Raw genomic sequence first — 12,998 nt, forward strand, 5'->3', positions numbered from 1 at the left:
CTTGTCTTGCGCCGCCGTTGAACGACGTGCGGTGTAGCCTCATCTATTGTTTCTATTCCCTTCTTTGGTGCGTATTCCGATATGAGTTCCGCTCTGTCCATCCGGCAGCTAACCAAAACCTACGGCAACGGTTTCCAGGCCCTGAGTGGTATCGATCTGGACGTTGCCGAAGGTGATTTCTTCGCCTTGCTCGGCCCCAACGGCGCCGGCAAATCCACGACCATCGGCATTCTCTCGACCCTGGTCAACAAGACCAGCGGCACGGTGAATATCTTCGGGCATGACCTGGACAAATCCCCGGCGGCGCTCAAGCGTTGCATCGGTGTGGTGCCCCAGGAATTCAACTTCAACCAGTTCGAAAAGACCTTCGACATCATCGTGACGCAAGCCGGCTACTACGGCATCCCGGCGAAAATCGCCAAGGAACGCGCCGAGCAGTACCTGACCCAACTGGGCCTGTGGGACAAGCGCGACGTGCCTTCGCGTTCGCTCTCCGGCGGCATGAAGCGACGCTTGATGATCGCCCGCGCGCTGGTTCACGAACCGCGCCTGCTGATCCTCGATGAGCCGACCGCCGGGGTGGATATCGAACTGCGTCGCTCGATGTGGACTTTTCTCACCGAGCTGAATGAGAAAGGCATCACCATCATCCTCACCACCCACTACCTGGAAGAGGCTGAGCAGCTGTGCCGCAACATCGGCATCATCGACCACGGCACCATTGTCCAGAACACCAGCATGCGCAACCTGCTGGGCCAGTTGCATGTGGAAACCTTCCTGCTCGACCTGAAGAACGAACGGTCGGCGCCGCCGCAGTTGCTCGGCTATCCGTGCCGCCTGGTGGACAGCCGCACCCTGGAAGTCCAGGTGGATAAAGCCATGGGGATCACCGCGCTGTTCGGCCAGTTGGCCACACAGGACATCGAAGTGCTGAGCCTGCGTAACAAAACCAATCGCCTTGAGGAGTTGTTCGTGTCCCTGGTGGAAAAAAACCTGGCGAAGGTGGCGGTATGAGTTCTGAACTGCAACCCAACCTCATCGCGCTGCAAACCATCGTCTACCGCGAAGTGAAACGCTTTACCCGGATCTGGCCGCAGACCCTGCTGCCGCCGGCGATCACCATGGTCCTGTACTTCGTGATCTTCGGTAACCTGATCGGTCGGCAGATCGGTGACATGGGCGGTTTCACCTACATGGAGTACATCGTGCCGGGCCTGATCATGATGTCGGTGATCACCAACTCCTACGGCAACGTGGTCTCGAGTTTCTTCGGTAGCAAGTTCCAGCGCTCCATTGAAGAACTGATGGTCTCGCCGGTCTCGCCGCACACCATTCTGATCGGCTACACCCTGGGCGGCGTGCTGCGTGGCTTGATGGTCGGCGTGATCGTGACCTTGTTGTCGCTGTTCTTCACCCACCTGCAAGTGCATCACCTTGGTATTACGCTGGTGGTGGTGGTGCTGACGGCGACGATCTTCTCGTTGCTGGGCTTCATCAACGCGGTGTTTGCGCGCAACTTCGATGACATCTCGATCATCCCGACCTTCGTGCTGACGCCGCTGACCTACCTGGGCGGGGTGTTCTACTCCATCACCTTGCTGCCGCCGTTCTGGCAGACCGTATCGCTGGCCAACCCGGTGCTGCACATGGTCAATGCCTTCCGCTACGGCATCCTTGGGGTGTCGGATATCCGGATCAGCGTGGCGATCACCTTCATGGTCGTGGCCACGGCGGTGTTGTACATCGGTTGTACGCGGTTGCTGGTGAGCGGGCGCGGGATGCGCACGTAACGCCGGATTGCACGCGGAAAAAATGTGGGAGCGGGCTTGCTCGCGATAGCCATGGATCAGTCAGCGATACAGTGACTGACCTAGCGCAATCGCGAGCAAGCCCGCTCCCACATTGGGTCCTGAGTACCGCCTTTATCCCTGCAGCGCCAACTCGATCAGCACGTGCAGCTCATCCACCGCCAGCGGTGCGGTGGAGAACAGAAGGCGAAACACCGTCGGCGCCGCCAGCAGGTTGACCAGGCGGTCCACACTCGGCGGTGACGGCGTGGTGTTCGGGTAGCGCTCGACAATCGCTTGAAGCTGCCCGCTCAGGATGCTCACGCAATACCCCGGTGTCTGGCTGCATTGCACGTCGCGCATCATGTTGCGCCCCGGCTCCGAGCTCATCTCATCCAGGTATTGCTCGGCCCACGCCTGCAGGTCGCCGCGCAGGCTGCCGGTGTGGGCCGGCTCGCTGTCCGGGCGCATGCGCGCCAGGGCCACATCGGCGAGCAGCACGGAGAGGTCGCCCCAGCGGCGGTAGATGGTCGAAGGTGTGACACCCGCACGCGCCGCAATCATCGGCACAGTCACGCTGGAACGCTCATGAGCTTCCAGCAGTTCGCGTACCGCCGAATGGACGGATTCTTGTACCCGGGCACTACGACCCCCCGGGCGGAGGCCTTCTTTTATCGCCATGCGTGCGACCTTAACACAAAGAATTTGCTTTAAGCGGCGGCCAGTAGCACACTGCACAAAAGCAAAATATTAGCTTTAGCGGAGCGTGCCCATGTCCAGCCTCACTTCTCATCGTTCCAGCCTGGTGTTCCTCGCGATCACCTTGCTGACATTCCTGGCGGCGTCCAGCGCGCCGACGCCGTTGTATCACCTGTACCAGGAAGGCCTGCATTTTTCCTCGGGCATGCTCACGCTGATCTTCGGCGTTTACGCCTTGAGCTTGTTGGCGGCGCTGTTGACCGTGGGCTCGCTGTCGGATCACCTGGGGCGCAAGCCGGTGATTTTTGCCGCGCTGGTCCTGAATATGCTGGCGATGTTGCTGTTTATCAATGAGAGCGGCGTGGCCTGGCTGATCGCCGCGCGGACGCTGCAAGGTTTCGCCACCGGCATGGCCACTGCGGTGTTGGGCGCGGCTTTGCTCGACACCGACCGCCAACAGGGACCGCTGGTCAATAGCGTTGCGCCCTTGCTGGGCATGGCCTGTGGCGCGATGGGCAGCAGCCTGCTGGTGGAATTCGCGCCGCTGCCCACCGAGTTGATCTACTCGACGCTGCTCGCGCTGATGCTCGGGCAGGCCGTGTATGTGTGGCGCCTGCCGGAGACCGTCAGCCGCATCCCCGGCGCGCTGGCGTCATTGCGTCCGACCCTGCACGTGCCGCCGCAAGCGCGCCGCGCGTTATGGCTGTCGTTACCGGTGGACGTGGCGGTGTGGGCCATGGGCGGCTTCTATCTGTCCCTGGCGCCGTCGCTGGTGCGGGCGGCGACCGGCTCGACCTCCAACCTGATCGGTGGCGGCTTGGTGGCGGTGCTGACCTTGAGCGGCGCGCTGATGATCTTCAGCCTGCGCAATCGCCCGGCCAATAAGGTCCTGCGGTTGGGCGCGAGCCTGCTGGCCGTTGGTGTGGCGCTGATCCTCGTGGCGGTTCACAGCGCCAGCCTGCCGCTGTTTTTCATCGCGACGTTGATCGCCGGCAGTGGTTTTGGTGCCGGCTTTCTCGGGGCCTTGCGCAGCGTGGTGCCGCTGGCCTTACCCCATGAGCGGGCGGGGTTGATGTCGGCATTTTACGTGCTGAGCTACCTGGCGTTCTGCCTGCCGTCTTTGCTGGCGGGCAATCTGATCCGCAGTTTTGGGCTCATCGCTACCACGGACGGCTACGGCGCCGTGCTGATCGTGCTGACCCTCGGCGCCCTGGCCGGGTTGCTACGCCAGGATGCATTGCGGGTCGGGTGCAAGGGCAGCGCCTGACGGTATATTGGTAAAATAGATAACAGTTAGAGATATTACCCGTTATATAGATATGTGCTCAGGTTCTACCATGGCCTCAACCTCATGCGAGGAAGAGGATTGCCATCATGACCTGCTCGACCACCCTGAACTACAAACCCTTCAGCCACCTGACCCGACCGCGGGAAGTGATTCGCCAGTTCACCCCGAACTGGTTCGCCGCCACCATGGGCACCGGGGTGTTGGCGCTGGCCCTGGCGCAACTGCCGGTCAATCTGCCGGGGGTGTACGCCATCGCCGAAGCGTTGTGGCTGTTCACCATCGGCCTGTTCATCCTGTTCAGCGCCTTGTATGCGGCGCGCTGGGTAATGTTTTTCGACGAGGCGCGTCGGATCTTCGGGCACTCTACGGTGTCGATGTTCTTCGGCACCATTCCCATGGGCCTGGCCACCCTTATCAACGGTTTGCTGTTGTTCGGCCTGCCGCGCTGGGGCGCTGGCGTGGTGCCGCTGGCCGAAGCGCTATGGTGGTTGGACGTGGCGATGGCAGTGGCCTGCGGCGTGCTGATCCCGTTCATGATGTTCACGCGCCAGGAACACAGTATCGACCAGATGACCGCCGTCTGGCTGTTGCCGGTGGTCGCGGCCGAAGTCGCCGCCGCCAGCGGTGGCCTGTTGGCGCCGCACCTGGCGGATGCCCACGGGCAACTGGTGATGCTGGTGACCAGCTACGTGTTGTGGGCGTTTTCCCTGCCGGTGGCGTTCAGCATTCTGACCATCCTGATGCTGCGCATGGCCCTGCATAAGCTGCCCCACGCCAACATGGCGGCGTCGAGCTGGCTGGCGCTTGGCCCGATCGGCACCGGTGCCCTCGGTATGTTGCTGCTGGGCGGCGATGCGCCGGCGATCTTCGCTGCCAATGGCTTGCCCGCTGTCGGTGAAATCGCCAACGGCCTGGGCCTGATAGCCGGTATTACCCTGTGGGGCTTCGGTTTGTGGTGGATGCTGATCGCGGTGCTGATTACCCTGCGTTACTTGCGCGCCGGTATCCCGTTCAATTTGGGCTGGTGGGGCTTCACCTTTCCGTTGGGGGTCTACGCCCTGGCCACGTTGAAGCTGGCGAGCGTGTTGCACCTGGGGTTCTTCAGCGTATTTGGCGGTGTGCTGGTGCTGGCGTTGGCGCTGATGTGGCTGATCGTCGCCAAGCGCACGGTGCAGGGCGCCTATAAAGGTGAGCTTTTTGTTTCACCGTGTATTGCAGGATTAGGGAATAAGTAAGCGGGATTAGGTAAAGTCGTGGCCTCAAAAAAAACCAGGCCACGCAGGAACACGGACGATGAGCCACCCCTCACAATTCACCTTGCTGCGCACGCGGCGCTTTTTGCCGTTCTTCATTACCCAATTGCTGGGTGCCTTCAACGACAACATCTTCAAGCAATCGCTGATCCTGGCGATTCTCTACAAGTTGACCATCGACGGTGACCGCGCCATCTGGGTCAACCTGTGCGCCTTGTTGTTTATCCTGCCGTTCTTCCTGTTCTCGGCGCTGGCCGGGCAGTTTGGCGAGAAATTCAACAAGGACGCGTTGATCCGCGCGATCAAGGTCGGCGAGATCGTGATCATGGCCGTCGGCGCCACGGGCTTTTTGTTCAATCATCTGGAACTGATGCTGCTGGCGTTGTTTGCCATGGGCACCCACTCCGCGCTGTTCGGCCCGGTGAAGTACTCGATCATGCCCCAGGCCCTGCGCGAGGATGAGCTGGTGGGCGGCAACGGCCTGGTGGAAATGGGCACGTTCCTGGCGATCCTGGCCGGTACCATCGGCGCGGGGATCATGATGTCGTCCACCCATTACGCGCCCGTGGTGGCGGGGGCGATTGTCGGCGTGGCGGTGTTGGGCTACCTGGCCAGCCGCCGCATTCCGCGGGCCGCGGCGTCTACGCCACAACTGCAGCTGGACTGGAACATCTTCAGCCAGTCCTGGGCCACCCTGCGCCTGGGCCTGGGGCAGACCCCAGCGGTGTCGCGTTCGATTGTCGGCAACTCGTGGTTCTGGTTCGTCGGCGCGATCTACCTGACGCAGATCCCGGCCTACGCCAAGGAATGGTTGTACGGCGACGAAACCGTGGTGACCCTGATCCTCACAGTGTTCTCGGTGGGTATCGCGCTGGGTTCGATGCTCTGCGAAAAACTCTCCGGGCGTAAGGTGGAAATCGGCCTGGTGCCGTTCGGCTCCTTCGGCCTGACGGTGTTCGGCCTGCTGCTGTGGTGGCATTCCGGCGGTATGCCGCAGAACGTGCAGGCCAACGATTGGCTGGCGGTGCTCGGTTACGGCCAGGCCTGGTGGGTGTTGTTCGATATTCTGGGCCTGGGGGTGTTCGGCGGCTTCTATATCGTGCCGTTGTACGCGCTTATTCAGTCGCGCACCGCCGAGAACGAACGGGCGCGGGTGATCGCCGCCAACAATATTCTCAATGCGTTGTTCATGGTGGTCTCGGCGATTGTGTCGATCCTGCTGCTGAGCGTGGCCAAACTGTCGATCCCCGAGCTGTTCCTGGTGGTGTCGCTGCTCAACGTCGCGGTCAACACCTACATCTTCAAGATCGTCCCCGAGTTCACCATGCGCTTCATGATCTGGCTGCTCAGCCATTCCATGTACCGCGTCGAGCATCGCAACCTGGAGCTGATCCCGGACGAGGGCGCGGCCTTGCTGGTGTGCAACCACGTATCGTTCGTCGATGCGCTGTTGATTGGTGGCGCGGTGCGTCGGCCGATTCGCTTTGTCATGTACTACAAGATCTACCGCTTACCGGTGCTCAACTTTATCTTTCGCACCGCCGGGACGATTCCGATTGCCGGGCGCAATGAAGACATCCAGATCTACGAAAAAGCCTTCACACGGATTGCGCAGTACCTGAAGGACGGCGAGTTGGTGTGCATCTTCCCGGAAGGCAAGTTGACCGCCGATGGTGAGATGAACGAATTCCGTGGCGGCGTGACGCGCATCCTTGAGGAGACGCCGGTGCCGGTGATTCCGTTGGCGTTGCAGGGGTTGTGGGGGAGTTTTTTCAGCCGCGATCCTAACAAGGGCGTCTTTCATCGGATCTGGTCGCGGGTGGTGTTGGTGGCGGGTGAGCCTGTTCGGGTAGAGGAGGCGACACCTGCGCAGTTGCAGGCTGTGGTCGGTGTTTTGCGTGGGGGTGTCAGGTAGTTCTGTGCTGGAGGTACTGGCCTCATCGGGGGCAAGCCCCCTCCCACACTAGACCGCGCTCGTCAGAACAACTCGGTCAAATGTGGGAGGGGGCTTGCCCCCGATGGCGGTAGCGGCCTAAGCGCTGATCTTAAGCCCCACAAGCCCGCAAATGATCAACGCCACACTGGCCAGCCGGAACAACGCCATGGATTCCCCAAACAGGATAATCCCGGCGATCACCGTGCCCACTGCACCCACGCCGGTCCAGATGGCGTAGGCGGTGCCCAGCGGCAATTCCTTCATGGCCAGCCCCAGCAGGCCGAGGCTGATGGCCATGGCGGCAATCGTCAGGGCGGTGGGCAGTGGCTTGCTGAAACCGTCGGTGTACTTCAAACCGACGGCCCAGCCGACTTCAAACAGCCCGGCGAAAAACAGAATGATCCAGGACATGATGACCTTCCTCTATAAAAGCGGGGTCGTCCCCTGATGTGTACGCGATAGCGTCGCGGGGTCGTCCCCGCAGCGCTCGGTAGAGTGCCGAAGATTGATCGGTCGATCAAGTTTTCGCGGTGTTCTCCAGTGCGCGGCGGTCTTCCTTTTCACTCATGCGGCGAAAGTACGTCGACAGCAGCGCCCCGGAAATATTGTGCCAGACGCTGAACAGCGCACTCGGCACCGCAGCCAGCGGTGAAAAATGCGCGCTGGCCAAGGCAGCGCCGAGCCCGGAGTTCTGCATGCCCACTTCCAACGCCAGCGACTTGCGTTGCGCCAACGGCAGCTTGAACAGGCGGCCGGTGAAGTAGCCCAGCACGTAACCGAAGCTGTTGTGCAGCATCACCACGGCCATGATCAGCAGGCCCGACTCGGCGATCTTCGCCTGGCTGGCGGCCACCACGGCGGCGACGATGATCACGATGCTGACCACCGACACCAGCGGCAGCACCTCCACCGCATGGCGGACCCGCTCGCCGAGCAGCCGTTGTGCGACGACGCCGAGCACGATCGGCAACAGCACCACTTGCAGGATCGACCAGAACAACTCCATGAACGACACCGGCAGCCAGGCCGAAGCCAGCAGCCAGATCAGCGCCGGGGTCAGCAGCGGGGCGAGGAGGGTGGTGACGGCGGCGATGGCCACCGACAGCGCCAAGTCGCCACGGGCCAGCCAGGTCATCACGTTCGACGAGGTGCCGCTTGGGCAGCAGCCGACCAGGATCACGCCGACGGCAATTTCGGGCGGCAGGTTGAAGGCCTGGCACAGCAACCAAGCCACGCCCGGCATGATCACAAAGTGCGCGACCACGCCCAGGGCCACGCGCCACGGATGGCGGGCGACTTCGGCGAAGTCTTCGAGTTTGAGGGTCAGCCCCATGCCGAACATCACCAGGCCCAGCAGCGGGACGATGGCGCTTTTCAGGCCGATGAACCAGCCGGGTTCGACGAAGGCCAGCACGGCAAAGATCAGCACCCAATAGGCGAAGGTATTGCCGACGAAGCGGCTCAAGGTGGCGAGTGCGCGCATGGGGAGGTCCTTTTTTGTGCGGTTTTTGAATCGCTATGCGATCAAATGTGGGAGGGAGCTAGCCCCCTCCCACAATGTGATCTTCACAAGGTTTAGATGCCCTGTGGGGTCTCTTCGCCGCCCAGGGCTTCGATCAGCGCCGGCAGGAATTCGCCGAAGGTCAGCATCATCAGGGTAAAGCTGGCGTCCAGTTGGCCCAGGGCTTCTTCGCCGCCGTCCTGTTCAGCCTGGTCCTGCAGCAGGTCTTCGAACTTCAGGCGCTTGACGGTCATCTTGTCGTCGAGCATGAAGGACAGCTTGTCCTGCCAGGCCAGCGACAGTTGGGTCACCACTTTGCCGGTGGTCAGGTGCAGCTGGATTTCTTCGCCGGTCAGGTCCTGGCGCTTGCAGCGCACGATGCCGCCGTCTTCGTGGGTGTCGCGCAGTTCGCATTCGTCGAGGACGAAGAAGTCATCGGCCGGTTTCTGGGTGGTGACCCAGTCGGTCATGATCGCGGTTGGCGCGGTTTTCACGGTGAGTGGACGCACCGGCAGGGTGCCGATCACTTCGCGCAGGGTCGACAGCAGGTCTTCGGCGCGTTTCGGGCTGGCCGAGTTGACGAGGATCAGGCCCTGTTTCGGCGCGATCGCGGCGAAGGTCGACGAGCGACGGATAAACGCACGCGGCAGGAAGGCCTGGATGATTTCATCCTTGATCTGGTCCCGTTCCTTTTTATAGACCTTGCGCATTTGCTCGGCTTCGATCTCTTCGACTTTCTCTTTCAGTGCGTCACGCACCACGCTACCCGGCAGGATGCGTTCTTCCTTGCGCGCAGCGATCAGCAGGAAGTCACCGCTGACGTGGACCAGGGGAGCGTCTTCGCCTTTACCGAAAGGCGCGACGAAACCGTAAGTGGTCAACTCCTGGCTTGCACAAGGGCGCGCCAGTTTGGTGGCCATTGCAGTTTCCAACGCCTCGGCATCAACAGGCAGATCTTGGGTCAGGCGATAGATAAGCAGGTTCTTGAACCACATGGGGTGAGTCTCTCCTTTATACAAAGGGGGGCATTATTGTCTTGATAGCGGCTGAGGCCAACCCTGCCTAAGCCATTGGAAGGGCTGAAAAAAAAGATTTAAGAAAGTGCTTGCCAGACCTTAGGTCGCTCCGTAGAATGCGCGCCACACCGAAACGAAGGGTGATTAGCTCAGCTGGGAGAGCATCTGCCTTACAAGCAGAGGGTCGGCGGTTCGATCCCGTCATCACCCACCATTCGCTTCATGTGTTACGCGCAGCGGTAGTTCAGTCGGTTAGAATACCGGCCTGTCACGCCGGGGGTCGCGGGTTCGAGTCCCGTCCGCTGCGCCATATTCGGTTACCTGGAACGCTGAACGCCAGGTCACCACAGAAAGCCCGCTCATTGAGCGGGCTTTTTTGTGCCTGGGATTCAGCTCGGCGATCCCAACGCCCGCCACGGTTTTTAAGTACACCGCTGGCACAGCCTTATCCGTTGACTGATGGGGATGGCCTTCGCACACCCGCTCGCCGTTCTGCAGATGGTTAGCGTTGGATACGTCGTCAAGTAATGCCGTCGATCAAAATATGTCGTTGTCCCTGACTGCACTGCTCAATCCGCGCCTCAACCTGGTACACCTCGCGCAGCATGCGTTCGGTGATCACCTCATGACTCGCGCCGCTGCCCTGTGCGGTGCCGTCGGCAATCACCAAGACCTGGTCGGCAAAGCGCAATGCCTGGTTCAGGTCATGCAGGGCGATGAACACGATGACCTGCTGTTTGCGGGCCAATGCGCCCATGAAGTTCAACACTTGCACCTGGCGATGCATATCGAGGGCGCTGGTGGGCTCGTCCATCAGCAGGATTTCCGGTTCGCGCACCAATGTCTGGGCGATGGACACCAGTTGCTGCTGGCCGCCGCTGAGTTCACCCAGGTTGCGAAAGGACAAGTCGCTGATGCCAAGGGCGTCGAGCATTTCGTCCACCAGGTTCAGTTCGTCATCGTGGACGGTCCATTGCGGTGACAATTGCTTGCGGGCCAGGAGCACCGACTCGTAGACCGTCAACCGCGCACTGGCATTCAAGCCCTGGGGCATGTAGCAAATGCCCTGCTTACCCTTTTTCGCGTCTTGCAGGATCACCTGCCCAGGTCCGTCGATCAGCCCGGCCATGCGCTTGAACAGCGTGGACTTGCCTGCGGCATTGGGCCCCACCACCGCGACCACTTGACCGCCGGTGAACGTGGCGGTGGTAACGCCACGGATGATCGTGCGCTCACCGTAGCGGGCACCCAGGTCTTCCAGCTGAATCGTCACCATGAGTTTTTCTTCCCGCTGAGGATCAGAGATATGAAGAACGGCACGCCGATCAATGAGGTGACCACCCCGATCGGGAAGATCGCGCCCGGGATCAGGGTTTTGCTCACCACCGAACTGGCGGACAGAATCAGTGCGCCGGTCAGCAGTGAGGCCGGCAGGAAGAAGCGCTGATCCTCGCCGATCAACATCCGCGCAATATGCGGGCCGACCAGCCCGATAAAGCCGATGGTGCCGACAAAGGCCACGGGGAACGAGGCGAGCAGGCTGACCATGATCAGCGTTTGAAAGCGCAGGCTGCGCACGTTGATGCCGAAACTGGCCGCCTTGTCGTCACCCAGTCGCAGCGCGGTCATGGCCCAGGCGCGTTTGGCAAAGATAGGCAGGGTGATCACGATTACCAGGCAGATCACCCCAAGTTTGGGCCAGGTGGCTTTGGTCAGGCTGCCCATGGTCCAGAACACCACGGCCGCCACGGCTTGCTCGGTGGCGAAAAACTGCACCAGGGCCAATAACGCGTTGAACGTGAACACCAGGGCGATACCCAGCAGCACGATGGTTTCAGCGGTGACCCCGCGACGCATGCTCAGGAAGTGAATCAGCAGCGCCGAGAGCATGGCCATGATGAACGCGTTCACCGGCACCATGTACTGCGCCGCCAACGGAAACAGGGCCACGCCAAACGCCAGGCCCATGGCGGCGCCAAAACTGGCGGCGGCGGAAATGCCCAGGGTGAAGGGGCTGGCCAGCGGGTTATTGAGGATGGTCTGCATCTGTGCCCCGGCCAGTGACAATGCCGCGCCGACTGCAACCGCCATCAGGGCGATCGGCAGGCGGATATCCCACATCACCACGCGAACCTGCGCCGGCGCAGTGTCGGGCGCCAATAGCGCACCGAGCACTTCGCTGAAGCTGTAGCTTGCCGGCCCCAGGGCCAGGTCAAGCAGCACACTGCACAGCAACAGCAGGACCAGGCCGCCGAGGATCAGGCGTTTGCGCAGGATCAGGTGACGGTAGGTGTCACGTTGGGTCACGGTGCTCATGGCTTGAGGCTCACGAAGTAACCCGGCTCATAGGGTACGGGCAGGAATCGCTCGTGCAACTCGCGAAACGAGGCTTCGGGGTCCAGGTCGGCAAACAGTGTCGGATGGAACCACTTGGCCAACTGCTGGATGGCCACGAACTGATAAGGGCTGTTGTAGAACTGATGCCAGATCGCATGGAACGCCTGGTTATCTTGCGCCTTGATGCCGGCATAGGCCGGGCGGTGGGTGTACCAGGCCAATTTGCGCCGGGCTTGCGCCATGTCGGCGCCGGGACCCACACCGACCCAATGGCCACCGGGGGCAAACGCTTCCCAGTTGGCACTGGTGATCACCACCTGTTCCGGGTTGGCGACGATCACCTGCTCGGGGTTCAACTGGCCGAAGGTGCTGGGGATGACGTTTCTGGCGATATTGTTGCCACCCGCCATATCGACGAAAAGACCAAAGTTTTCATTGCCGAAACTCAGGCAGCAATCGTCGGTGTAGCCACCTATGCGCTCGATGAATACGGCGGGTCGAGAAGGCTGCTGCGCGTTGATCACGTCGGTGACTCGGCGAATCTGCTGGTTGCGAAAGTCGATAAAGGCCTCGGCCCGCGCCTCTTTGCCAAACAGTTGGCCGAACAGGCGCATGGTGGGCTCGGTGTTTTGCATCGGATGGTTGCGAAAGTCGACGTACACCACCGCAATCCCCAGGGCGTCGAGTTTCTCGATATAACGGGCATCCTCGGTAGCGTGCTGGGCCTCGATATTGAGAATGATCACGTCAGGGTGCTGGGAGATGGCCTGCTCGATGTCGAAGGTGCCGTCTTCAAAACCGCCAAAGGTGGGGATGTTGGCGATGGCGGGGAATTTTTGCAGGTAAGCGCCATAGGTGTCCGGGTCGGACTGGATCAAGTCCTTGCGCCAGCCAACGATACGTTCGATGGGGTTTTGCGTATCCAGCGCGGCGACCAGGTACAGCTGGCGGCCTTCCCCCAGAATGACCCGCCGCACCGGCAGGTGCACCTTGACCTGGCGCCCAAGCAAATCAGTGACGGTGCTGCGCGTCGTATCCGGCTCGGCCGCCGTCGACGGCAGCGCCCACCCCAACAAACCAGCAAACAGCAGCGCGGCGAAGGCGTGGCTGCGTCGAACAATGGTAACCATGGTTAAAGCCTTTGCAGTGGTCGGGCCGGGTGGCGGGTCAGCGTGCCGGGC

The 12,998-nt window shown here is 61.3% G+C and carries 12 protein-coding genes and 2 tRNA genes; 7 read left to right on the forward strand and 7 right to left on the reverse strand.

What is annotated here, in order from left to right; translation table 11 throughout:
- The first annotated feature begins 81 nt into the window (after nucleotides 1-81).
- Nucleotides 82-1,014 carry an ABC transporter ATP-binding protein gene (locus tag P3S72_RS10585; protein ID WP_247402100.1) on the forward strand — a complete coding sequence of 311 codons (933 nt, stop codon included), beginning with the start codon at nucleotides 82-84 and terminating at the stop codon, nucleotides 1,012-1,014.
- Entirely contained in the window at nucleotides 1,011-1,790 is a 780-nt protein-coding gene (locus P3S72_RS10590; protein ID WP_276197279.1) for an ABC transporter permease, read from the forward strand. Before P3S72_RS10585 ends, P3S72_RS10590 begins: the two co-directional genes overlap by 4 nt.
- 132 nt (nucleotides 1,791-1,922) lie before the next feature.
- Here the strand turns inward: P3S72_RS10590 and P3S72_RS10595 are convergent, their stop codons facing one another.
- Nucleotides 1,923-2,468, reverse strand: coding sequence for a TetR/AcrR family transcriptional regulator (locus tag P3S72_RS10595; protein WP_276197280.1), 546 nt, complete (start codon nucleotides 2,466-2,468; stop codon nucleotides 1,923-1,925).
- A gap of 91 nt (nucleotides 2,469-2,559) precedes the next feature.
- On the opposite strand from P3S72_RS10595, the gene P3S72_RS10600 reads away from it, so the two are divergent.
- The 3 genes from P3S72_RS10600 (at nucleotide 2,560) to P3S72_RS10610 (ending at nucleotide 6,942) form a co-directional block, all read left to right on the forward strand.
- Nucleotides 2,560-3,753: an MFS transporter gene (locus tag P3S72_RS10600; protein WP_276197281.1), complete on the forward strand. Its 1,194-nt coding sequence runs from the start codon at nucleotides 2,560-2,562 to the stop codon at nucleotides 3,751-3,753.
- A gap of 107 nt (nucleotides 3,754-3,860) precedes the next feature.
- Nucleotides 3,861-5,009: a TDT family transporter gene (locus P3S72_RS10605; RefSeq protein ID WP_276197282.1), complete on the forward strand. Its 1,149-nt coding sequence runs from the start codon at nucleotides 3,861-3,863 to the stop codon at nucleotides 5,007-5,009.
- A gap of 58 nt (nucleotides 5,010-5,067) precedes the next feature.
- A complete protein-coding gene (locus P3S72_RS10610; RefSeq protein ID WP_276197283.1) occupies nucleotides 5,068-6,942 on the forward strand; it encodes an MFS transporter in 1,875 nt (624 codons plus the stop codon).
- Nucleotides 6,943-7,059: 117 nt separating this feature from the next.
- Here the strand turns inward: P3S72_RS10610 and sugE are convergent, their stop codons facing one another.
- The 3 genes from sugE to rdgC all read right to left on the reverse strand — a co-directional run bounded on the left by sugE (nucleotide 7,060) and on the right by rdgC (nucleotide 9,459).
- A complete protein-coding gene (gene sugE / locus P3S72_RS10615; RefSeq protein ID WP_017136389.1) occupies nucleotides 7,060-7,374 on the reverse strand; it encodes a quaternary ammonium compound efflux SMR transporter SugE in 315 nt (104 codons plus the stop codon).
- A gap of 106 nt (nucleotides 7,375-7,480) precedes the next feature.
- Entirely contained in the window at nucleotides 7,481-8,446 is a 966-nt protein-coding gene (locus P3S72_RS10620) for a bile acid:sodium symporter family protein (RefSeq protein WP_276197284.1), read from the reverse strand.
- A gap of 92 nt (nucleotides 8,447-8,538) precedes the next feature.
- Nucleotides 8,539-9,459, reverse strand: a complete 921-nt coding sequence (rdgC, locus tag P3S72_RS10625; RefSeq protein ID WP_276197285.1) for a recombination-associated protein RdgC — start codon at nucleotides 9,457-9,459, stop codon at nucleotides 8,539-8,541.
- Nucleotides 9,460-9,618: 159 nt separating this feature from the next.
- On the opposite strand from rdgC, the gene P3S72_RS10630 reads away from it, so the two are divergent.
- Together P3S72_RS10630 and P3S72_RS10635 are read left to right on the forward strand one after the other, a co-directional pair.
- Nucleotides 9,619-9,694 (forward strand) — tRNA-Val (locus P3S72_RS10630).
- 19 nt (nucleotides 9,695-9,713) lie between these two features.
- Nucleotides 9,714-9,790: transfer RNA gene (locus P3S72_RS10635), tRNA-Asp, on the forward strand.
- 210 nt (nucleotides 9,791-10,000) lie between these two features.
- Here the strand turns inward: P3S72_RS10635 and P3S72_RS10640 are convergent.
- Genes P3S72_RS10640 through P3S72_RS10650 form a run of 3 tightly spaced genes read right to left on the reverse strand, consistent with a single transcriptional unit; the run spans nucleotide 10,001 to nucleotide 12,947 of the window.
- Nucleotides 10,001-10,756: an ABC transporter ATP-binding protein gene (locus tag P3S72_RS10640; RefSeq protein WP_276197286.1), complete on the reverse strand. Its 756-nt coding sequence runs from the start codon at nucleotides 10,754-10,756 to the stop codon at nucleotides 10,001-10,003.
- Nucleotides 10,750-11,796: an iron ABC transporter permease gene (locus tag P3S72_RS10645; protein ID WP_276197287.1), complete on the reverse strand. Its 1,047-nt coding sequence runs from the start codon at nucleotides 11,794-11,796 to the stop codon at nucleotides 10,750-10,752. The genes P3S72_RS10640 and P3S72_RS10645 overlap by 7 nt, the downstream gene beginning before the upstream one ends.
- A complete protein-coding gene (locus tag P3S72_RS10650) occupies nucleotides 11,793-12,947 on the reverse strand; it encodes an ABC transporter substrate-binding protein (RefSeq protein ID WP_276197288.1) in 1,155 nt (384 codons plus the stop codon). Before P3S72_RS10650 ends, P3S72_RS10645 begins: the two co-directional genes overlap by 4 nt.
- Between the last annotated feature and the right edge of the window lie 51 nt (nucleotides 12,948-12,998).

Origin of the sequence: Pseudomonas sp. D3 (genome assembly GCF_029320995.1) — a bacterium.
Classification (GTDB): domain Bacteria; phylum Pseudomonadota; class Gammaproteobacteria; order Pseudomonadales; family Pseudomonadaceae; genus Aquipseudomonas; species Aquipseudomonas paraveronii.

Bases quoted from the DNA above. Each gene is read 5' to 3' on its own strand.
- P3S72_RS10605 (WP_276197282.1), top strand. From the start codon at position 3,861: ATGACCTGCTCGACCACCCTGAACTACAAACCCTTCAGCCACCTGACC.
- P3S72_RS10585 (WP_247402100.1), top strand. From the start codon at position 82: ATGAGTTCCGCTCTGTCCATCCGGCAGCTAACCAAAACCTACGGCAAC.
- P3S72_RS10645 (WP_276197287.1), bottom strand. From the start codon at position 11,796: ATGAGCACCGTGACCCAACGTGACACCTACCGTCACCTGATCCTGCGC.
- P3S72_RS10595 (WP_276197280.1), bottom strand. From the start codon at position 2,468: ATGGCGATAAAAGAAGGCCTCCGCCCGGGGGGTCGTAGTGCCCGGGTA.
- P3S72_RS10650 (WP_276197288.1), bottom strand. From the start codon at position 12,947: ATGGTTACCATTGTTCGACGCAGCCACGCCTTCGCCGCGCTGCTGTTT.
- rdgC (WP_276197285.1), bottom strand. From the start codon at position 9,459: ATGTGGTTCAAGAACCTGCTTATCTATCGCCTGACCCAAGATCTGCCT.
- P3S72_RS10600 (WP_276197281.1), top strand. From the start codon at position 2,560: ATGTCCAGCCTCACTTCTCATCGTTCCAGCCTGGTGTTCCTCGCGATC.
- P3S72_RS10590 (WP_276197279.1), top strand. From the start codon at position 1,011: ATGAGTTCTGAACTGCAACCCAACCTCATCGCGCTGCAAACCATCGTC.
- P3S72_RS10640 (WP_276197286.1), bottom strand. From the start codon at position 10,756: ATGGTGACGATTCAGCTGGAAGACCTGGGTGCCCGCTACGGTGAGCGC.
- P3S72_RS10610 (WP_276197283.1), top strand. From the start codon at position 5,068: ATGAGCCACCCCTCACAATTCACCTTGCTGCGCACGCGGCGCTTTTTG.
- P3S72_RS10620 (WP_276197284.1), bottom strand. From the start codon at position 8,446: ATGCGCGCACTCGCCACCTTGAGCCGCTTCGTCGGCAATACCTTCGCC.
- sugE (WP_017136389.1), bottom strand. From the start codon at position 7,374: ATGTCCTGGATCATTCTGTTTTTCGCCGGGCTGTTTGAAGTCGGCTGG.